Genomic DNA, 18561 nt, shown 5'->3' on the forward strand with positions numbered 1-18561 from the left:
GCTAACATTCCCACTTGGCAAATTCTATTATATGGGGCTGTATTTTTTATGCTTTCATAGGCAAAATATTCGCAAATTTGTTAATGCTTCATCTGTTATTTTTGGCCGTTCATCCCGACCATTGACGGCCCCGGCTGGGGTTGCTATTACGAATCAACAAGAATACTTTATGTGGGAGGTAGATTCCAAAACACACCATCATTTCTCCCCGTAAAGATAGTTCATTCGATTCATGTATGCTAATTCTTTCTGTACCCGTTCTGTATGATAAGCTGTGATTGCAGATGTCTGCTGTAATTCTGCAATTCTTTCATTTAATTGGGCACTATCCCCGTGAAAATTCCGGATGGATTCTGCCATTCGGCTTGTAGAATCCAGGATTTGTGCAGATTTTTGGTTTGCATCTTGGATCGCGGTGTAAACCATATATTGGTTGGCTTTAATCTCATTTAATTTAGCAATGACCGTGTCCAACTGAGCTATAATCCGATCCATGCGGATTTCCATTTCCAAAATGTTATAGGCGCCTTCGTGACCTTCCAGAGTAGTGCACCGACCAGCGCAGATATACTCATATAGAGAACAGACCATTACTAAATTTCTTTATTTTGGATATATTATGTTTTTTGAGTAAATTTTTTGCAAAATTTCTCTGCTTGTTTCATTTTGACCCTGCAATTTTTCTAAACTATTTTGGAGCGTTGTTTTTTGAATATTTTCACTATCCAGCCGCTTTTTCTCTTCGGTTAGATTATCTTGATACTTCCGAAGCGCTTCCTGATACTGTGCCAAATTACTATTATATTCATTTATTGCATTGTCATAATATTTTCTTGCAGTTGTATTAAATCTAGTCCGACCGATACAAATAGGAACTGAAATAATAGTTCCCCAAAAGATTGTGTTTACAGCAATAAAGGGCGCAGTGCCAGGGCCAGTGTCACCACCCGTGTTTATCATAATCATAAGATAGAAGATAAAAAATGAAACTACGTATGGTATCACAAAGGCAGTAAATATGTTTTGTGTAGAGGGACGCATTGGAATTGGGGGCTCAACAGGCTTTACAAAGGAGTTTCTGTGACCCAGCAAACTGATCTTTTTTATTATCTCACCAGCAGTTTTTGCTTGAAGATAAATATTTTTTTCCATATCTACAACAATTCCTAAATATTCCTTTAGTTCTGCAGTATTCATAGAGCCAACCTCCACAATAAACTTCCCAAACCCGTTTTATTATGGTAATTATACCACCAAATAGAATAAAACTCAAGTTCCAATCTGCAAACGGTCAGACAATCGCTTGTTGCCCTCCTTGGCCCGTCCATAGTTCCCTAGCAAACGCTCATACTTCCCTTCCAGCTCAACATAGGCTCGGTACAAAGAGCGCAACACCTTGACGTTTATTTCCATCTACACAGGCATGATTATTCACCAGCGCAAAGGCTAGACGCGCTGATTTTTCCTCGGCGCTGGGATATGGCTCCACATCTCCCACACATACTGTGATGCTCCAAACCGCAGATTCCAGAAGCCCTCTGTCCCGCAAGCCTGCCGCACCACCTGTGGCCGCAATCAATTTCTCATGAAGCAAAATGACCTCATCTACCGTCAGACAAATCATTTGGCAAGCTCCTGAAATGCTTCCATATTCTCCAAAATCAAACGATCCGCCTCTTTCTCTACCTTTTGCCTCCTGGTTACGCGGAAAGCTTGTAGGGCATCATATTCCTCAAACCCTACCACAACATATCGGGGCGAATTGTTTTTCAAAATAACGGCTGTTCCCGCTTCATCCACCAGCCGGGCTACCCTGGAAAAATTCTGGTTTGCTTCTGTCATGGGAACAAGGGTTTTAGTATCCACTAACATCTTGATCACCTCATGATATAGTATACGTAAAATATAGGATAAAATCAACCTATAATTTTACCATTCCACATCGGATTCTAAGAAAGGGCTTCCCGCATGCTGGGAAGCCCTTTTGTTCGGTGCCACAGTATTCTTAGTTATCTGCTCTTTTTTCAAATCGGTTCTGGTAATGGTTGATGGCCAGATGCACATAATGTTCCCGGTTTTCCTCTAGCCTTTTCACCGGCTCCATGATTTGGTGGTATATTTCGGTTTTGGTTTCTAGGTTTACGTCCCCGTCCTCTGGCAAACGGGAGGGCAATTTTTGTGCCATCACAGCATCGGCAATGCTGCCGATCAGCGTTTCCACCAGCTGATCCGGTGTATCCATGGCCTCTTCCCTTCCCGCTATGATTCTGAAATAACCCTTCTCCTCAGCGTAGCGGATGTCAAGGCCCCGGAGCTTGTCCGCAAACGCTGCCAGGATGCCATCCATCTGTTTCTTGGTCTCCTCTGTATAAACCATCATACCACCTCTTTTATTATAAATTTATAGTTTTATTTTTCGCGTGTTATTATAATATGTTTTTACTTCTTCTGTCAAGCTATACTATATACATGGGATGAGAGGTGACGGTATGGCGAAGGAAATCATCATCAAGCGGAAAACTGCCCGCAGAGGCGATGACGGCCACAAAATCATATCCGTTCGGATGCGGGATGAACTGGTGGAACGGCTGGATGAGCTGTCCGCAAAAACAGACCGCTCCCGCAATGAGGTCATCAACCTGCTCTTAGAAGCAGCCGTTGATATTGTGCGGGTTGAAGAGTGATACGACGAACGCCCACCCCGAAGCGGGGTGGGCGTTCTTGACAATCGTCTGTGCCTAAGCGATATGTTGATCCTCAGCAGCCGCAGCCACAACCACAGCCGCAGCCGCAGTCGTTGCCGCAGTTGCCGCCGTTCCCACCGTTGCTGCCGTTCCCACCGCAGGGGTTGCAGCAGCAGCAGCAATTGTTGCCGCTCCCACCGCTGTTGCCGCAGCAGCAGAACAGGATGATAAGGATCAGAATCAGCCACAGGCACCCATTGCCCCAACCACCATTACTGTTACACATAGACAAGAACCTCCTATCCAAGATCGAGACCTCTCGTCGGTCTCAGTTCATCTTATGCGATAGGCGGGGGAGTGTGCGCTCATTTCTTTTTCTTGCCTCGAATGGTCAAAATCGGCTTGCAGCACAGGTCCTCAATGTCCGTCAGGGTGGCCGCCGGAATTTTCAGGGCTCCGTCGCACTGGGCGCAGAACAGCTCCACGGAGCTGTAGTTGATCTTCAGCTTCCAGCTCCGGCAGCCGCAGGTACAGGAGATGCCGTCCCGCAGGCCGATGTCCCGGAGCTCCTCTAGGATTTCCTCCATCACCATGTCGTTGAGGAAGGTCCCCTGGGCCCCGGCCTCAGACTCCAAGGCATCCACCGTCTCTTCCAACCGCCTCATGGCGGCGAACACCGGCTCCTCCTCCCCCACATAGCAGCAGTCCAGGCCAGAGTTGGCGCAGGAGAAGGCCAGGGTCTTTTCCTTCAGGAAGGCAGACATGGAGCAGGTCACGGTATGCTCCCGCTCGCAGAAGAGGCAGGGCACCGTCAAGCGGGCCTGATGGCCCATGAGGGCGATGTCCACCCCGGACTTCCCGCAGGGGCAGGGCAGCCGCCCCCCAGACGCGGCCAGCTGAAAGGCCGTCCGCTCCAAAATCACCGGCTGGCGGCAGACCGGGCAGATAAAGGCAATGGATCGTTTCGCGTCCTCTACCATAAGAGATCGCCTCCGTTTCGTTTCACACGCCGCGGCTGCGGCTGGTTGCAGGTTTGTATTCCTTCCTATTATACCACAGCCCAGAGGACTTGACCATCCTCCCCGCCGCCTGCGTCTTTTACAAGCAGAACAGATATCCCCGTACTTTCCCCCGTCTTTTCATAAAATTCGACGGTTTTATTTCAAACCCTTGACAGCGGGCCAAAAGCGTTGTAAAGTGAGAACGACAATTGAATCCATATCTTCAGGGCAGGGTGCAAGTCCCTACCGGTGGTAAAGCCCACGAGCCGTAAAAGGCATGATTCGGTGCAACTCCGAAGCCGACAGTGACAGTCTGGATGGAAGAAGATGAACACACGCAGGTGTCCCTGCGTTTGCTTTGCATTGCTCTGGGATGTTTTTCATTCCAGAGATTTTTGTTTGGGCAGATGCGCGGTTCCCTGTGTCCTTTGACCACGCCTTGGAGATACTATATCCAGGGCGTGTTTTGTCGCGTCAAAGAGGTGGATACAAGTATGAACGACCAAAAATACATGGGCTTGGCCCTGGACCTGGCCCGGAAGGGCTGGGGATGGACCAGCCCCAACCCCATGGTGGGGGCCGTGATCGTCAAGGACGGGCGGATCATCGGCAAGGGCTACCACGTCAAATGCGGGGAGCTCCACGCGGAGCGGGCCGCTTTGGCCAACTGCACCGAGAACCCTGCTGGGGGGACCATCTATGTAACCCTGGAACCCTGCTGCCACCATGGCCGCCAGCCCCCGTGCACCGAGGCCATTTTGCAGGCCAAGCTGGCCCGGGTGGTGGTGGGCTCTGGGGACCCCAACCCCCAGGTGGCCGGGCAGGGCATCGGCATCCTCCGGGCGGCCGGGGTGGAAGTCACTGAGGGCGTCCTGGCAGACAACTGCCGGGCACTGAACCACGTGTTCTTCCATTATATCCAGACCAAGCGCCCCTATGTTGTCCTGAAATACGCCATGACCCTGGACGGGAAGCTGGCCGCTTACACCGGAGCCTCCCAGTGGATCACCGGGCCTGAGGCCCGGCAGCATGTCCACCTTCAGCGCAGCCGCTACCGGGGCATTCTGGTGGGCGTAGGCACGGTGCTGGCGGATGATCCCCAGCTCACCTGCCGGGTGGACGGAGGACGGGACCCCCTGCGTATCATCTGCGACAGCCAGCTGCGCACCCCCCTCAGCGCCCAGGTGGTCCGCACAGCGAAGGACGTCCCCACTCTCCTGGCCACCTGCTGTCAGGAAACGGAAAAAATCAAAGCCTATACAGACCTGGGCTGTCAGGTCCTGACCCTACCCCAGAGCAAGAACGGCGGCGTGGACCTCCCCGCCCTGCTCACCGAGCTGGGGAAACAGGAAATTGACAGCATCCTGGTGGAGGGCGGCGGCGCCATCCACTGGTCCTTCCTAGAGGCAGGGCTCGTGGACAAGGTACAGGCCTATATCGCCCCCAAGCTCCTGGGGGGCCAGGGGGCCAAGGGCCCTGTGGGGGGCCAGGGCTTCCCCCACCCAGACCAGGCCGTCCGATTGAAGGCCCCTGTCCTCACCCAGTTGGGGGAGGACCTCTTGATAGAAAGCGAGGTGGAGAAGTAAATGTTCACAGGCATCGTGGAAGAGATGGGCACCATCCGGGCCATCCGCCGGGGGCGCAGCAGCGCCGTGCTGGACATCCAGGCCAAAACCGTCCTCAGCGACGTCCACATTGGGGACAGCATCGCCGTCAACGGCGTGTGCCTCACTGTCACAGACTTCTCTCCGGAGGGCTTCTCCGCCGACGTGATGCACGAAACCCTGAACCGTTCCTCCCTATCCCAGCTGAAAAACGGCAGCCGGGTAAACCTGGAACGGGCCATGGCCGCCAACGGCCGCTTCGGCGGGCACATCGTGGCAGGCCATGTGGACGGGGTAGGCACCGTCACAAAACTCACCCAGGACGACAACGCGATATGGTACACCATCCGGGCAGACGCCAACATTTTGCGCTATGTGGTGGAGAAGGGCTCCATCACCATTGACGGCATCAGCCTCACCGTGGCGACGGTGGACAGCGAGAGCTTTCAAATCTCTGCCATCCCCCACACCGTGGCGGTGACGGTGCTCAAGGACCGTAAGCCCGGGGATATCGTCAATTTAGAAACTGATATCATCGGCAAGTATGTGGAAAAGCTGCTCACTGCCCCGCAAGCAGAGGAGAAGCCCAGCAGCCGCATCACCCGTGACTTTTTGACCCAATACGGCTTTTGACCCATTTTGAAAGGAGACCATCCCATGTTCAAGTTCAACACCATCGAAGAGGCCCTAGAGGACCTGCGCAACGGCAAGCTCATCCTCTGCACCGACGACCCCGACCGGGAAAACGAGGGGGACTTCATCTGTGCCGCAGAGTTCGCCACCACAGAGAACGTCAACTTCATGGCCACCCACGGCAAGGGCCTGATCTGTATGCCCATGTCTGAGGAGTACGTCCACCGCCTCCAATTCCCCCAGATGGTCACCCGGAACACCGACAACCACGAGACCGCCTTTACCGTCTCCATCGACCACGTGGACACCACCACCGGTATCTCCGCCGCCGAGCGCTCCATCACCGCCATGAAGTGCGTAGACGAGAACGCCAAGCCTGAGGACTTCCGCCGCCCCGGCCACATGTTCCCCCTGCTGGCCAAGAAGAACGGCGTGCTGGAACGCAACGGCCACACAGAGGCCACCGTGGACCTGCTGCGCCTGGCAGGGCTGAAGGAGTGCGGCCTGTGCTGCGAGATCATGCGGGAGGACGGCACCATGATGCGCACCCCGGAGCTCATTGAGCTGGCGGAGAAATGGGACATCAAGTTCATCACCATCAAGGACCTGCAAAACTACCGCAAGCGCCATGAGGTGCTGGTGGAACGGGTCACCACCGCCAAGATGCCCACCCGCTATGGGGACTTTACCGCCTACGGCTATGTGAACAAGGTCAACGGCGAGCACCACATCGCCCTGGTGAAGGGGGACATCAGCAGCGGCGAGGATGTGTTGTGCCGGGTTCACTCCGAGTGCCTCACCGGGGACGCCTTCGGCTCCCTGCGCTGCGACTGCGGCCAGCAGTTGGCCGCAGCCATGGCGCAGATCGAAAAGGAAGGGCGGGGCGTCCTGCTCTATATGCGCCAGGAAGGGCGGGGCATCGGCCTCATCAACAAGCTCCGGGCCTACACCCTCCAAGACGACGGCATGGACACCCTGGAAGCCAACCTGGCCCTGGGCTTCGCCGGGGACTTGAGAGAATACTATATCGGCGCACAGATTCTGCGGGACCTGGGCATCAAGACCCTGCGGCTGCTCACCAACAACCCGGATAAAGTCTATCAGCTCTCTGACTTTGGCATGTCCATCAAGGAACGGGTCGCCATCCAGATGGACGCCAACCCCCATGACCTCTTCTATCTGCGCACCAAACAGGAGAAGATGGGCCATATTCTGAACTATTAAACCGATAGAAACACATAAGGAGGAACATTCCCATGAAAACGTTTGAAGGCAATCTGATCGCAAAAAGCATGAAGGTGGGCATCGTCGCCGCCCGGTTCAACGAGTTCATCACCAACAAGCTCCTGGGGGGCGCCATGGACGGCCTGCTGCGCCACGGCGTCCAGGAGGAGGACATCCAAGTGGCCTGGGTACCCGGCGCCTTTGAGATTCCCCTCATCGCCTCTAAGATGGCCAAGAGCGGCAAGTATGACGCGGTGATCTGCCTGGGGGCTGTGATCCGGGGCAGCACCACCCACTATGACTACGTGTGCAGCGAGGTCTCCAAGGGTATCGCCACCGTGTCCCTACACAGTGACATCCCCGTGATGTTCGGCGTACTCACCACAGAGAACATCGAGCAGGCCATTGAGCGCGCCGGGACCAAGGCGGGCAACAAGGGCTACGACTGCGCCCTGGGGGCCGTGGAGATGGTGAACCTCATTCGGGAGATTGAGGGCTGAGGGATTCCAAAAACGGAGCCTTTGGAAATCATTGTGACACCATTTGAGACGGAAACGCTCCGTCGGCACTGGCTGCCATAAAGCTGCCGCAAAAAAAGAACCGAGACTGTTTCTGAACCCAGAAGCAGTCTCGGTTTTCTTCGTGTTATTCCGGATACACCCGGATGCAGTCCTCGAACGCTGCTGCGTCCTCCGTGGAGATATAGAGCTCCGCCGACTGGGAGAGATCGTTGTCCAAAAACGTTTCCTCCCGCAGCAGCTTCAGCACCTGGGGCCATCCTTCGGTGGCAGATTTTGTATCCAGCCAAATGCCCAGACGGGGCGCAGCGGTGGAGTCCAGATAATCATAGCCGTTGTCCGCAATGGCCCCTTGGGTCACCGCTTCTACCCGGTCCGGCACCAGATAGCGTAGGTCCAGGTCGGGATTGTCCAGCTTGGTGGGGTCTAATACAATCACAATCGTCTGCATCGCACACAGTCCTTTCCGTCCCAATTACAGCAAAAAGTAGGTCATCAGCGGCAGGGTAATGGCGCTGAGCACGGTGCTCAGGAAGATAATCTTGGAGGCCAGGCGGTCGTCGGTTTGGAAACGCACGCATAGGATCGCGATCATGGCCCCGCTGGGGCAGGCACTGATGATGGTGTAGGTCCCCAGGGTAATGGAGCCCTCTGGCAGCAGAAAGCCCATGAGCAGCACGGTCAGCACCGGGCAGAGGATCAGCCGGGCCAGGCTCACCACATAGGCCCGCCAGTCTAGTAGGGCCTCCCGGATGGGCATGGTGCTCAGGGAGATGCCGATGATGAGCATGGACAGGGATACCGTAGCCCCGCCCATGGTGGACAGGAAATCCGCCGCCATGGCCGGCATGGGAATTTGGGCCAGGAAGATCACAATGGCGGCCAGGGTGGCCAGAAGGGGGACACTGAAAATCTCCCGGAGGTTGAGCTTCCCCTTCTTATCCTCCTGCTGGTGGAGCAGGCTCACCCCCAGGGTGTAGAGGATGAGGTTGAAGGGGATGTTGGTCAGGGAGGCACAGAACACCGCTTCCGGGCCAAAGATCGCCTCCACCAGGGGGAAACCCACAAAGACGTTGTTCATAAAGAGCACACACAGCCAGGCCACATTGCGGGCTTGGCCCCGGAGGCCCACACAGTGGGTCACAAGGAACCCCACAACACCCCCTATCAGGAAGGGGACAAAGGCCACCAGCATGGCGGTTCCCAGTTCGCCCCCAGTGAAGATGGGCTCCACGTTTACCACAGAGTTCAGAATGGTACAGACGATGAACAGATTCATCACCAGGCGGCTGAGCATTTGGCTAAACCGCCCGTCTACCCAGCCTGCCTTGGCGCTGAGAACACCCACCAGGATCAGCGCCACTAGGACTACCATTTTTTCCAAAACCACCAGCCAGGCCATGGGCCCCACCTCTCTATCTATCCCCGACAGGAAAAGGGCCGCCCTGCCGTCGCATTATACCTTGATTTCTGTCCCCATTCCCTTCAGGGCGTCGGGGTATTTGTCCAGCATGGGCTGGACGCAGTCCTTCAGGAAGCGTTCCACCTGCTCTGGGCAGCAGCCGATGTAGTCGGCAGGGTCCAGGTGCCGGCGGACTTCCTCGGCGGAGAGGCCGAAGGCCGGGTCGGCAGCAATGCGTTCCAGCAGGTCGTTGTCCTTCCCCTCATCCTTCACCCGGCTTCCGGCGGCCAGGGAGTGGGTGCGGATGCGCTCATGAAGCTCCTGGCGGTTACCGCCCCGCTTCACGGCGTCCATGAGGATGTTCTCTGTGGCCATAAAGGGCAGCTCCTCCATGATGTGCTTCTCTATGACCTTGGGATGGACCACCAGGTTGGCGGAGACGTTCTCATAGAGGTTTAGGATGGCATCCACTGCCAGGAACGCTTCCGCCACGGAGATGCGCTTGTTGGCGGAGTCGTCCAAGGTCCGCTCGAACCACTGAAGGGAGGTGGTCATGGCGGGGTTGATGGCGTCGGCAATCACATAGCGAGCCAGGGCGCAGATGCGCTCACTGCGCATGGGGTTGCGCTTGTAGGGCATGGCAGAGGAACCCACCTGGTTGGCCTCGAAGGGCTCCTCAATCTCCTTCATGTGGCACAGCAGCCGCAGGTCCGTGGCAAATTTGTGGGCAGACTGGGCAATACCAGAGAGGGTGGAGAGGATGGCGGAGTCCACCTTTCGGGTGTAGGTCTGGCCGGACACAGGCTGGACCTGGTCATAGCCCATCTCCGCGGCGATCTTCCGGTCCAGTTCCCGCACCTTCTCCTGGTCCCCGCCGAAGAGCTCCAGGAAGCTGGCCTGGGTGCCGGTGGTGCCCTTGCAGCCCAGGAGCTTCAGGTTGTCCAGGCGGAATTCCACCTCTTCCAGGTCCATGAGCAGCTCGTTCATCCACAGGGTGGCCCGCTTGCCCACTGTGACCATCTGGGCGGCCTGGTAGTGGGTGTAGCCCAGGGTGGGAAGGGACTTATACTCGTTGGCAAAGCGAGCCAGGGCGCTCAGGATACGCACCAGCTTGTCCCGGATCAGCGCCAAGGCCTCCCCCATGAGGATGACGTCGGTGTTATCCCCCACATAGCAGCTGGTGGCCCCCAGGTGGATGATGGGCATGGCATTGGGGCACTTGGCCCCGTAGGCGTGGATATGGGCCATGACATCGTGGCGCAATTCCTTCTCCTTCTGGGCGGCCAGCTCGTAATCGATGTTGCCCTGCTCCCGCTCCAACTCGTCAATCTGCCCCTGGGTGATGGGCAGGCCCAGCTCCATCTCCGCCCGGGCCAGGGCAATCCACAGACGGTGCCAGGTGGTGAACTTCTTGTCCGGGGAGAAAATATAGAGCATTTCCGGGCTGGCGTAACGGGAGGCCAGGGGGCTTTCATAGGTGTTCTTCATCGGGATACCCTCTCTTTATCTTATGGCGCCTTGCGGCATAGTTTGAAACGTCTTAGAATCATATGCAGTATAGCATAAAATAGAAAGAGGTACAATCCCCCGCCGGGAAAATCCCGCCGGGACGGCTTGGGCTACCCTTGACAAGGGGGAGCTACGATTCCCTGTGCGGAGGTGCTTCCTTTTCTGTGGGGACTGCCATTGCGCATGACAATTTTCTTGGGTATGGTGTTTTTCCCCCTTAAAACTTCTCTGCCAGAACCGCCGCCTGTTTACAGCCGTCTGTCTTAGCAATATCACCGGCGTTCAGCACACCCGGCACCAGAACCTCCCCCGCCAGCTTCCACTTCATCAGTGCGGCAGAGCGTTCTATGGGGACACGCACACCGTCAAAGACGGACATATCATCTTCCTCACAGCAGGCGATCACAGCACACTCCTTGCCCGCAATATCCTTGCCGCCCACCACAAAAGAGAACAGGCGGTCAATGACGCCCTTGATCTGTGCGGGGATGGAATACCAGTAGACGGGCATGGAGAAAACCACCGCGTCGGCCGCCAGGATAGCGGGGGCAATTGTGTTGAAGTCGTCGTCAAAGGAGCAGGCTTTTCCAGTCTTAAAGCAGGTTTCGCAAGCCCGACAGCCGCCCACATTTTTCAGCGCGGCATCAAATCGGGTAACAATATGGCCTTTCGCCTCCGCCGCCTGGATGAAAGCCTCCGTCATGGCAAAGCTGTTGCCCTTCCTGCGAGGACTACCAGTAATAACAACTATTTTTTTGCTCATGCAAAATACCTCCTGATTTTGTGGGCTTGACTTTCCCCACATCTGATAGTATTATTGTAGTAAGAATAAAACTAAAATCAAGTACGCACATATAAGTGCGATACTTACCCAGAGGAAAGTGCGCTATGGTCGAACGCTGCATTTCAAAATCATGTCTTAACGATACGGGTTTCAGCTATACCCTGTCTTTAATCAACGGCAAATACAAAATGACAATCCTTTATACCTTGATGGAATTTAAGGTCGTGCGGTTTAACGAAATGAAAAAATATATTGGGGAAATTTCCTATAAGACGCTGAGTTCCACGCTGAAAGAATTAGAAGCTGACAAGCTGGTACACAGGGAGGAATATCCTCAAATTCCCCCTAAAGTCGAATACAGTTTAACGGAGCGGGGAAAATCCTTGATGCCTATTTTGGATGGAATGTGCGAATGGGGAGAGCATAATCGAATTTGAGTGACAGGATATAATGCAAAAAATATGTTATGCTCGTATCTGCTGAATCGCTGTTTTTTGCATCATGCCAGCATCCAATTCTGGCTTTCCGTTTGCAGCTTGACCATCCGGGCAAAGGCCCCGTTCCGTTCCATCAGCTCCGCCGGGGTCCCCGTCTCGGCCACCGTACCCCCGGACAGCACCACGATTTTATTGGCGTTTTCCACCGTCCTCATGCGGTGGGCGATGATCAGCACAGTCTTTCGCTCCACCAGCCGGGAGATGGCCTGCTGAATCTCCGTCTCATTCTCCGCGTCCAGAGAGGCGGTGGCCTCGTCCAGCAGAATGATGGGGGCATCCTTCAAAAGAGCACGGGCAATAGAGATACGCTGCCGTTCTCCCCCGGAGAGGGTGGAGCCGTTTTCCCCAATCATGGTCTGATACCCCTGGGGCAGCTTGGCGATAAACTCCTCGCACATGGCCTCTTTCGCCGCCTGCATAACCTCCGCATCCGTGGCGTCCTTCCGGCCAATGCGGATATTCTCCATGACCGTGTTGTTGAACAGCGTCACATCCTGGAACACGATGGAGTAAGCAGTCAGGAGCCTTTCCGGGTCTACCTTGCTCACATCCACGCCACCCACTGTGATCCGGCCCCGGTCTATATCCCAAAACCGAGCCGCCAGCTTTGCGGCGGTGGACTTGCCGCCCCCGGAGGGGCCGATCAGGGCCGTGACCTCGCCCTGCTTGGCGGTGAAGGACACATCCTTCAGCACCGTCTCGCCGCTGTTATAGGCGAAGCCCACATGGTCAAAGGTGATGTCATAGCCCTTGGGGGAAAAAGCCGTTTCACCGCCCTGAGACGGGGTTTCGTTGATCTCGTTCATGCGGTCAATATTGATTTGCAGGGAGTTCATTGCCGCCAGATTTTGCAGGGAGAAGTTCATCGGCTCATAGATGCGGGAGACCACCAGCAGGAACAGGAAGAAGGTCACAAGAGAAAGCTCCCCGCTCATCAGGCGCATACTCCCCACCAGGGCCACCGTGGCGATGCCCAGCTTCAAAATCATCTGTGCCGGAACCACGAACATGGCCACGCCCAATTCACTCTTGATATGCCGCACCTCCAGCGCATCGATCTTCTTTCCCAACCCATCCAGGTATTCCCGTTCCGCCTTGCTGCTTTTCAAATCACGGAGCGTCTCCAGGCACTCCTGCACACCGTCTGCCACAGCGACCAGGGCATTATTCTGGCGGCGGGAAAAATAATTCTGCGTTTTCTTGGACAGGCTGACCAGCAGCAGCGCCACCGGCAGCACCCACAGGGCGGCGAGGGCCATCTGCCAGTCGTAGAACAGCAGACTGACGGCTACCAAGCAGGTGGAGAGGATGGAGCCGTAAAATTGCGGGACGTAGTGGGAGAACATCTGCTCTGTGACCTGCACATCTCCCATGATGGTGTTGGTCAAATCGGCCAGGTCCTTCTTTCCGAAGAAGGAGAGGGGAAGCCGCCGCAGCTTCTCCGCCAGCCAGATGCGGCAGACCCCGGATTCCCGGTAGGTGGAGAAGTAGGTGGCATTGTACTTCCAGAACTCGGACAGCCAGATCAAAACCAGCGCCGCCGCGATGCCGAGGGCATAAAGCCCATAGCTGGGCTGATCATTGTTCAGGAAATCGCTGACCAGCAGATAGAGCAGTCCCACGGGAAACATCAGTACCAGGTCGGCCACGGTACAGGCAGCAACGGCCCGTACCAGCCCTTTCGCCCCTTCTTTAGAGAGGGCAAAGCGTTTCATCAGCTTATCAATCATTTTGCAGCACCTACCTTCCAGCTTACAGAGGTCTGATAATCCTGCCACATCTTGGCGTAGAGGCCGCCCTGCGCCACAAGGGTATCGTGGGTCCCGCTCTCCTCCACATGGCCCTCCCGCAGTACAAAGATGCGGTCGGCATTTCGGATGGTGGTCAGCCGGTGGGCGATCATCATGACGGTCTTGCCCTCAGAGAGTTTTTCAAAAGCCCGCTGCACCAGAACCTCATTTTCCGGGTCCGCAAAAGCGGTGGCCTCGTCCAAAATGAGGATGGGGGCGTCCTTCAGCATGACACGGGCGATGGCAATGCGCTGCTGTTCGCCCCCGGAGAGATACACGCCTTTCGTACCAATCACTGTGTCGATGCCCTGGGGCAGCTTGGCAATGATGTCATCGCACTGGGCCTCATGGAGTACCCGCTCCACCTCCTGCCGGGAGGCGTGGGGCCTTGCCAGACGTACATTTTCCAGGATGGAGGCTTTCAGCAAGCGGCTGTCCTGGAATACATAGGCCACGGTGTCCATCAGCGTATCCTTGGGTATATCCTTTACATGGATGCCGCCGATCTGAATGGCTCCGCCGCCCACATCCCAAAACCGGGAGATCAAGCCGGCCACAGTGGTCTTACCGCCGCCGGAGGGGCCTACCAGGGCCACAGTCTCCCCAGCGCCCACCCGGATAGTCACGTCATGGAGTGCGTCCGTTGTGCCTCCCGTGTAGCGGAACGTCACGTTTTCCAGCGTGATGTCATTGTTTGTTGGGATTATACCGCTGCGAGGTTCGGGCAGAGGCTCCGCATCCAGAATGGAGTGGATACGGGACAGTGCGTCGGCCACAATCATCCCATTTTCGCTCATATACATGACCTTGGACATGGCGGTGGCGATGATGGGGGTAAAAATCACATAAAAGATGAAGTTCAGCAGTACCGGCTGGGCCACCGGCCTATCGCCGGTCAGGATCAGGGCCAGCACAATCAAAAACGCAAAGGCGCTGTTGATGCACACCGTATATGTCAACATAGGCAGACGGCATTTTTTGCAGTAAGAGATGCAGTATTTGTAGTAGTTGCCGATGGTAGCCTTGAACCGCACAAAGGAGTGGACGGTCTGGCCGAAGGTCTTGACTACGGGAACGCCCCGTACATACTCCACCGCCTCGTTGTTCATATCCGCCAGGGCGTTTTGGTACTCCTTGATGTCCTTTGCCATCTGTGGGCCAGTCATTTTGAACATGGCGGCGAAGCCCAGGACGATGGGCAGGAGGCTGACAAGGCCAAACCGCCAGTCGATCAGGAACAGCATGACGACCATGCAGACAGGCGTAGTGATCGCCGCTGACATGTCGGGGAGCTGGTGGGCCAGATAGGTCTCGGTGGCGGCGCTGCTGTCGTTGACGATGCGGCGGATCTTTCCGCTGCCCATCTCGCCGATGAAGCCCAGGGGAAGCTCTGCAATATGGGCCATCAAAGCCTTGCGGATATTTCCGGCAATGCGGAACGCCGACAGGTGGGAACTCATCAGCGCGCAAACATAGACAAGGATAGACAAAATAGCGAACAGCACGGCCATCCAGCCGTTATGGATAACCTGAGTCCCTTGTGTAAAATTGGGTGCAACCGCAATGGCCTCTTTGATGATTTGGAACAGAAACACAAAGGGGAACAATGCCAGCACTGCGCTGACGGCGGACAACAGCAGGGATACGTAGGTCAAATACCTGTGTCTCCCGGCGTGGCCCATCAGCTCCCGGAGATTACTGTTTTTCTTCAATTGAATCCCTCCTCAAGTTTTTTCTTCGTTGCCAGCCGGGACAAGCCTCGAAATTCTCCGGTTAGCATCACGATTGCCAGAACGAAAATGGTCAAATCTGTCACAGCCGGGGCGAGGAACACGCCGTGCACACCTAGGCCGCCAATCTGTGGCAGGAGAATAGTGAGCGGAAGAAACAGAATGATCTGACGCATTAAAACCAACACACTCGCCTTGGTCGCTTTTCCAAGGGACTGCATTAGGGTAATAACCAACAGGACAAAGCCAAGCACAATGTAAGTACTGAACAGGATGAGGAAGTCCGTCACGCCCTGGCCGGCAATTTCTGCGTCCTTGATGAACCAGGAGAGGATGGTCTTGGGTGCAAGCTGCATCGGGATATAGAAAATCAAACTGAGAACAGTAACACCCATCATAAATGCCCTTGTAATTTGTTTTACACGGTCATACTGCTTTGCTCCATAGTTCGTTCCGGCGGCAGGCTGGAATCCCTGACCAGCTCCCCACAGAGGAATCATCGTAAAGGACTGGATGCTCAACGCCGCACCCAAAATGATCTGCCATGTGTCGCCGCCGTGCCTGGCCGCAACATGATACAGGGTCGTCTGTTGGACCATCGTCATGACCTGCATAAGCATAGCGGAGAAGCCGACGCCTAAAATTTCAGAAAACAGAGAGGTTTCCAGCCGTATCCTGTGAATACGGACAACCTTGCTTTTCGTCAGAAAATACCACAGCGTAATTGCAGCGGTTACAATTTGTGAGGTAACGGTGGCGTAGGCTGCCCCCTCAATTCCCTTGTTCTGGGTACTCATTACCGTAATCATAATCGGGTCAAGAATGATGTTCAAAACTGCGCCGGTTCCGGTAATCAACATGGCCTTTTTCAAGATGCCCTCTCCGCGCATAATCATATTTGCAGATTGCGCGAAGTTGACAAACAGAGAACCGACGAAAATGATATGTAAATAACGTTCCGCATGGTTCAAGATTTCGCCCTCCGCACCGCTCAAAGATAAAAGCTGTCGAGTGAAAATCATGCCGAGAACCGTGATAACTGCTCCCAGGAGCAGATTCATGGCAATCAGATTACCCATAATCATGTCAACAGTATTTTGGTCCTTTTTGCCAATGGCGCGGGACAGGACTGAGGCTGAGCCAACGCCGATCAGCGTGGACACGCCCGTGTTAATTAGCGTAAAGGGATAGGAAACGGAAACTGCCCCCATCGCAACCTCGTTGATAAGCTGCCCAACGAAAACCCGGTCCATAAAGTTGTATAGGCCAACGACTACCATCCCAATGATGGCCGGAATGCTCAGAGAGAGCATGAGTTGAAACGGCGGAGCCGTCAGCAGCTTTGCGCGGGTATCTGTGCTTTGTGTCATGATAATGGCCTCCTTGCAAGTAGATGATATATGATACAGAAAGCGCCGCGGCCGCCCTCTTATATCCGACCCCAATAGTTAGCTCTAGCTAACTCACATCTAAAATGAAAGGGGTCTTAGACCCCCATCATACTGTGCCAGCCAGCAAGGAAAAACTCCTGGAGCTGCTGGACATAGTGCTTTGCCCGGGCATAGGGCATATCATGAACCACGACCTCAAAGATGCCATGGAACATTCCGCTGGCGATGATGTGGCAGAGCTGGTCGTCCAGGACCGGTATCTCCCTCCCCTGCCTGCGGAGGACTTCCATAAACCGTTGGGTGGCTTCCACTTCGATCTCTACCATGTTATGGATAAAGTTTTCGTAGCTGGTGCCCTGGGCCTTACAGATCAACAGCCTGAACGGCTCAAGATGCTGGTATACATACTCCAGCATTTCCTTTACGCAAGCACTGGATTCCACTCCTACATGGCTGGGCTGTTCCGCCTCCGGCAGCTCCAAGAACGCGGTCTGCGCCCGCATGAACATCCCCATCACCGCCGCCGCGTGAGGCTCTACCAAAGCGGTGAACAGGGCCTCCTTGCTGGAGTAGTATCCATAAAAGGCCCCGGTAGTCACTCCAGCGTTCTTCACGATCTGCCGCAGGGAGGCATCCGCAAAACCCTTTTCTAAAAACTCATCCATGGCTGCCTGACGGATACGCACTAAGGTTTCGCTGTGTTCTTCCATACATCTGCCCCCTGGTGATAACATCGTTATATAACAATGCTATGATAACAGGGAACCTGTATTTTGTCAAGCCCTTTCTTCTCGTAAGCTTCCTTGGACATGGATCGACTCTCCCTTATTCCACAGTCACGTGTTGCTAGCCAGCCGCCTCCGGCAATGCTCCGGCAGATTCACCACCATCGTGCGTATAAAGTCCTGTGTCTCTTTCTCGGTCAAACCAAACCCCATTGCCGGAAGCCGTTCACGGATGAGCTCGACACACCGGAGCATATCCTTTGCCAGCAGGAAACCGGTATCTGTCAGGTAAATTTTCCCGTACCGCTCCCGCACCAGAAGATTCATATCCATCAGAGTTGCCATCATTTTTGTGACAGAGGCTTTTGAGCAGTTCAGAGCCTTTGCCACGGCCTGCGTCCCCACATCTGGATTACTTTTGCCCAGCTCGTAGATCGCTAGCAAATAGCGAAGATGGGCTTCCCGTAATTCTGCCATAGAATTGTTCCTCCCTAATGGGGGGAGGCATGAGCAGATTCTACTGCCCATGCCTCCTCACCATGTCTTATAAAATTTGAAGTTTTAGTGACAGCTGCGGCAGTTCCCGCAGTCGCCGTTGCAGTCTCCACTGGACTTGTGGGACTTCCGCAGGGAGCGGACAGCCAAAACCACAACAGCAGTCAGTGCAGCGATCACGATGATATTTCCCAAGACCAGTCCCTCCTTTCCCCGTTGGTTATCTTGCGGCAGCGGCCACAGATCTCAACTGACGGGAGCGGTCCTCACCCTGATAGCCCTTGCGGACCAGGAGATAGATGATTGCGGCCAAAGCAGCCAAGGCAACCACCGTCCACACCCCGAAGGTAACCGTGCCGGTGAGCAGGCCACCCAACTGGTAGACGATCAGCGCGGCCACATAGGCGAAACCGCACATATATCCGATAGCGGCCCAGGTCCACTTGGCGTTGTTCATTTCCCGCTTGATGGCACCCATAGCGGCGAAGCAGGGGGCGCACAGCAGGTTGAACACCATAAAGGAGTAGGCGGAGGCGGCGGTAAAGGCCATGGCAATGTTGGCGATCAGGTCACC

General features: G+C 55.0%; 23 protein-coding genes, 1 pseudogene and 1 riboswitch. Of the genes and pseudogenes, 6 read left to right on the top strand and 18 right to left on the bottom strand.

Translation table 11 applies throughout. From position 1 onward, the window contains the following. Positions 1-198: 198 nt before the first annotated feature. From ACTOZL_RS05850 to ACTOZL_RS05870, 5 genes are all read right to left on the bottom strand, one after another. A complete protein-coding gene (locus tag ACTOZL_RS05850; RefSeq protein WP_482477232.1) occupies positions 199-507 on the bottom strand; it encodes a hypothetical protein in 309 nt (102 codons plus the stop codon). A gap of 96 nt (positions 508-603) precedes the next feature. Continuing rightward, complete coding sequence (locus ACTOZL_RS05855; protein ID WP_482477233.1) at positions 604-1197, bottom strand: hypothetical protein; 594 nt, start codon at positions 1195-1197, stop codon at positions 604-606. 166 nt (positions 1198-1363) lie between these two features. Beyond that, positions 1364-1624, bottom strand: coding sequence for a type II toxin-antitoxin system death-on-curing family toxin (locus ACTOZL_RS05860; RefSeq protein ID WP_482477234.1), 261 nt, complete (start codon positions 1622-1624; stop codon positions 1364-1366). Further along, entirely contained in the window at positions 1621-1872 is a 252-nt protein-coding gene (locus ACTOZL_RS05865; RefSeq protein ID WP_482477235.1) for a type II toxin-antitoxin system Phd/YefM family antitoxin, read from the bottom strand. Before ACTOZL_RS05865 ends, ACTOZL_RS05860 begins: the two co-directional genes overlap by 4 nt. Before the next feature lie 133 nt (positions 1873-2005). Beyond that, positions 2006-2380, bottom strand: a complete 375-nt coding sequence (locus tag ACTOZL_RS05870; RefSeq protein ID WP_482477236.1) for a hypothetical protein — start codon at positions 2378-2380, stop codon at positions 2006-2008. Between the two features lie 109 nt (positions 2381-2489). Here ACTOZL_RS05870 and ACTOZL_RS05875 point away from each other — a divergent pair, with 109 nt between their 5' ends. After that, on the top strand, positions 2490-2684 hold the full coding sequence (locus ACTOZL_RS05875) for a ribbon-helix-helix protein, CopG family (RefSeq protein WP_482477237.1): 195 nt from the start codon (positions 2490-2492) through the stop codon (positions 2682-2684). Between the two features lie 73 nt (positions 2685-2757). Here ACTOZL_RS05875 and ACTOZL_RS05880 read toward each other — a convergent pair whose 3' ends face one another. After that, positions 2758-2970, bottom strand: a complete 213-nt coding sequence (locus ACTOZL_RS05880) for a hypothetical protein (RefSeq protein ID WP_482477238.1) — start codon at positions 2968-2970, stop codon at positions 2758-2760. Positions 2971-3049: 79 nt separating this feature from the next. Beyond that, complete coding sequence (locus ACTOZL_RS05885; RefSeq protein WP_482477239.1) at positions 3050-3664, bottom strand: hypothetical protein; 615 nt, start codon at positions 3662-3664, stop codon at positions 3050-3052. Positions 3665-3900: 236 nt separating this feature from the next. Beyond that, a riboswitch (FMN riboswitch) is annotated at positions 3901-4018 on the top strand. A gap of 161 nt (positions 4019-4179) precedes the next feature. Here ACTOZL_RS05885 and ribD point away from each other — a divergent pair. Genes ribD through ribH form a run of 4 tightly spaced genes read left to right on the top strand, consistent with a single transcriptional unit; the run spans position 4180 to position 7646 of the window. Beyond that, positions 4180-5271, top strand: a complete 1092-nt coding sequence (ribD, locus tag ACTOZL_RS05890) for a bifunctional diaminohydroxyphosphoribosylaminopyrimidine deaminase/5-amino-6-(5-phosphoribosylamino)uracil reductase RibD (RefSeq protein ID WP_482477240.1) — start codon at positions 4180-4182, stop codon at positions 5269-5271. Beyond that, the gene (locus tag ACTOZL_RS05895) at positions 5272-5922 is read left to right on the top strand and encodes a riboflavin synthase (RefSeq protein ID WP_482477241.1); all 651 of its coding nucleotides are present in this window, start codon (positions 5272-5274) and stop codon (positions 5920-5922) included. 24 nt (positions 5923-5946) lie between these two features. Beyond that, on the top strand, positions 5947-7146 hold the full coding sequence (locus ACTOZL_RS05900) for a bifunctional 3,4-dihydroxy-2-butanone-4-phosphate synthase/GTP cyclohydrolase II (RefSeq protein WP_482477242.1): 1200 nt from the start codon (positions 5947-5949) through the stop codon (positions 7144-7146). A 32-nt stretch (positions 7147-7178) separates the two neighbouring features. Beyond that, positions 7179-7646 (top strand): 6,7-dimethyl-8-ribityllumazine synthase, encoded by a 468-nt coding sequence (gene ribH, locus ACTOZL_RS05905; protein ID WP_482477244.1) that lies wholly within the window; start codon positions 7179-7181, stop codon positions 7644-7646. A 145-nt stretch (positions 7647-7791) separates the two neighbouring features. On the opposite strand, the gene ACTOZL_RS05910 is transcribed toward ribH, so the two are convergent. From ACTOZL_RS05910 to ACTOZL_RS05925, 4 genes are all read right to left on the bottom strand, one after another. Further along, positions 7792-8115, bottom strand: coding sequence for a hypothetical protein (locus ACTOZL_RS05910; RefSeq protein ID WP_482477245.1), 324 nt, complete (start codon positions 8113-8115; stop codon positions 7792-7794). Positions 8116-8139: 24 nt separating this feature from the next. Continuing rightward, a complete protein-coding gene (locus tag ACTOZL_RS05915) occupies positions 8140-9066 on the bottom strand; it encodes an AEC family transporter (RefSeq protein ID WP_482477247.1) in 927 nt (308 codons plus the stop codon). 54 nt (positions 9067-9120) lie between these two features. Beyond that, positions 9121-10554, bottom strand: a complete 1434-nt coding sequence (gene purB / locus ACTOZL_RS05920) for an adenylosuccinate lyase (protein WP_482477248.1) — start codon at positions 10552-10554, stop codon at positions 9121-9123. Positions 10555-10792: 238 nt separating this feature from the next. Further along, complete coding sequence (locus ACTOZL_RS05925; RefSeq protein ID WP_482477249.1) at positions 10793-11338, bottom strand: flavodoxin family protein; 546 nt, start codon at positions 11336-11338, stop codon at positions 10793-10795. Positions 11339-11463: 125 nt separating this feature from the next. Between ACTOZL_RS05925 and ACTOZL_RS05930 the strand changes: the two genes are divergently transcribed. Then, a complete protein-coding gene (locus tag ACTOZL_RS05930) occupies positions 11464-11796 on the top strand; it encodes a winged helix-turn-helix transcriptional regulator (RefSeq protein WP_482477251.1) in 333 nt (110 codons plus the stop codon). 62 nt (positions 11797-11858) lie between these two features. On the opposite strand, the gene ACTOZL_RS05935 is transcribed toward ACTOZL_RS05930, so the two are convergent. From ACTOZL_RS05935 to ACTOZL_RS05965, 7 genes and pseudogenes are all read right to left on the bottom strand, one after another. Further along, positions 11859-13586, bottom strand: coding sequence for an ABC transporter ATP-binding protein (locus ACTOZL_RS05935; RefSeq protein ID WP_482477252.1), 1728 nt, complete (start codon positions 13584-13586; stop codon positions 11859-11861). After that, complete coding sequence (locus tag ACTOZL_RS05940; protein ID WP_482477253.1) at positions 13583-15358, bottom strand: ABC transporter ATP-binding protein; 1776 nt, start codon at positions 15356-15358, stop codon at positions 13583-13585. Before ACTOZL_RS05940 ends, ACTOZL_RS05935 begins: the two co-directional genes overlap by 4 nt. Beyond that, entirely contained in the window at positions 15355-16746 is a 1392-nt protein-coding gene (locus tag ACTOZL_RS05945) for an MATE family efflux transporter (RefSeq protein WP_482477254.1), read from the bottom strand. The genes ACTOZL_RS05940 and ACTOZL_RS05945 overlap by 4 nt, the downstream gene beginning before the upstream one ends. Before the next feature lie 116 nt (positions 16747-16862). Next, positions 16863-17477: a TetR/AcrR family transcriptional regulator gene (locus ACTOZL_RS05950; RefSeq protein WP_482477255.1), complete on the bottom strand. Its 615-nt coding sequence runs from the start codon at positions 17475-17477 to the stop codon at positions 16863-16865. A gap of 126 nt (positions 17478-17603) precedes the next feature. Further along, positions 17604-17969, bottom strand: coding sequence for a metal-dependent transcriptional regulator (locus tag ACTOZL_RS05955; protein ID WP_482477256.1), 366 nt, complete (start codon positions 17967-17969; stop codon positions 17604-17606). 84 nt (positions 17970-18053) lie between these two features. Next, positions 18054-18182, bottom strand: coding sequence for a FeoB-associated Cys-rich membrane protein (locus ACTOZL_RS05960; RefSeq protein WP_482477257.1), 129 nt, complete (start codon positions 18180-18182; stop codon positions 18054-18056). A gap of 25 nt (positions 18183-18207) precedes the next feature. Next, positions 18208-18561 (bottom strand): annotated as a pseudogene (locus ACTOZL_RS05965) (ferrous iron transporter B); the annotation flags it as partial.

The sequence above is a fragment of the Evtepia sp. genome (assembly GCF_056797215.1).

Bases quoted from the DNA above. Each gene is read 5' to 3' on its own strand.
- ACTOZL_RS05950 (WP_482477255.1), bottom strand. From the start codon at position 17,477: ATGGAAGAACACAGCGAAACCTTAGTGCGTATCCGTCAGGCAGCCATG.
- ACTOZL_RS05860 (WP_482477234.1), bottom strand. From the start codon at position 1,624: ATGATTTGTCTGACGGTAGATGAGGTCATTTTGCTTCATGAGAAATTG.
- ACTOZL_RS05865 (WP_482477235.1), bottom strand. From the start codon at position 1,872: ATGTTAGTGGATACTAAAACCCTTGTTCCCATGACAGAAGCAAACCAG.
- ACTOZL_RS05930 (WP_482477251.1), top strand. From the start codon at position 11,464: ATGGTCGAACGCTGCATTTCAAAATCATGTCTTAACGATACGGGTTTC.
- purB (WP_482477248.1), bottom strand. From the start codon at position 10,554: ATGAAGAACACCTATGAAAGCCCCCTGGCCTCCCGTTACGCCAGCCCG.
- ACTOZL_RS05850 (WP_482477232.1), bottom strand. From the start codon at position 507: ATGGAAATCCGCATGGATCGGATTATAGCTCAGTTGGACACGGTCATT.
- ribD (WP_482477240.1), top strand. From the start codon at position 4,180: ATGAACGACCAAAAATACATGGGCTTGGCCCTGGACCTGGCCCGGAAG.
- ribH (WP_482477244.1), top strand. From the start codon at position 7,179: ATGAAAACGTTTGAAGGCAATCTGATCGCAAAAAGCATGAAGGTGGGC.
- ACTOZL_RS05885 (WP_482477239.1), bottom strand. From the start codon at position 3,664: ATGGTAGAGGACGCGAAACGATCCATTGCCTTTATCTGCCCGGTCTGC.
- ACTOZL_RS05895 (WP_482477241.1), top strand. From the start codon at position 5,272: ATGTTCACAGGCATCGTGGAAGAGATGGGCACCATCCGGGCCATCCGC.
- ACTOZL_RS05855 (WP_482477233.1), bottom strand. From the start codon at position 1,197: ATGAATACTGCAGAACTAAAGGAATATTTAGGAATTGTTGTAGATATG.
- ACTOZL_RS05900 (WP_482477242.1), top strand. From the start codon at position 5,947: ATGTTCAAGTTCAACACCATCGAAGAGGCCCTAGAGGACCTGCGCAAC.
- ACTOZL_RS05910 (WP_482477245.1), bottom strand. From the start codon at position 8,115: ATGCAGACGATTGTGATTGTATTAGACCCCACCAAGCTGGACAATCCC.
- ACTOZL_RS05880 (WP_482477238.1), bottom strand. From the start codon at position 2,970: ATGTGTAACAGTAATGGTGGTTGGGGCAATGGGTGCCTGTGGCTGATT.
- ACTOZL_RS05875 (WP_482477237.1), top strand. From the start codon at position 2,490: ATGGCGAAGGAAATCATCATCAAGCGGAAAACTGCCCGCAGAGGCGAT.
- ACTOZL_RS05915 (WP_482477247.1), bottom strand. From the start codon at position 9,066: ATGGCCTGGCTGGTGGTTTTGGAAAAAATGGTAGTCCTAGTGGCGCTG.
- ACTOZL_RS05870 (WP_482477236.1), bottom strand. From the start codon at position 2,380: ATGATGGTTTATACAGAGGAGACCAAGAAACAGATGGATGGCATCCTG.
- ACTOZL_RS05935 (WP_482477252.1), bottom strand. From the start codon at position 13,586: ATGATTGATAAGCTGATGAAACGCTTTGCCCTCTCTAAAGAAGGGGCG.
- ACTOZL_RS05945 (WP_482477254.1), bottom strand. From the start codon at position 16,746: ATGACACAAAGCACAGATACCCGCGCAAAGCTGCTGACGGCTCCGCCG.
- ACTOZL_RS05925 (WP_482477249.1), bottom strand. From the start codon at position 11,338: ATGAGCAAAAAAATAGTTGTTATTACTGGTAGTCCTCGCAGGAAGGGC.
- ACTOZL_RS05955 (WP_482477256.1), bottom strand. From the start codon at position 17,969: ATGGCAGAATTACGGGAAGCCCATCTTCGCTATTTGCTAGCGATCTAC.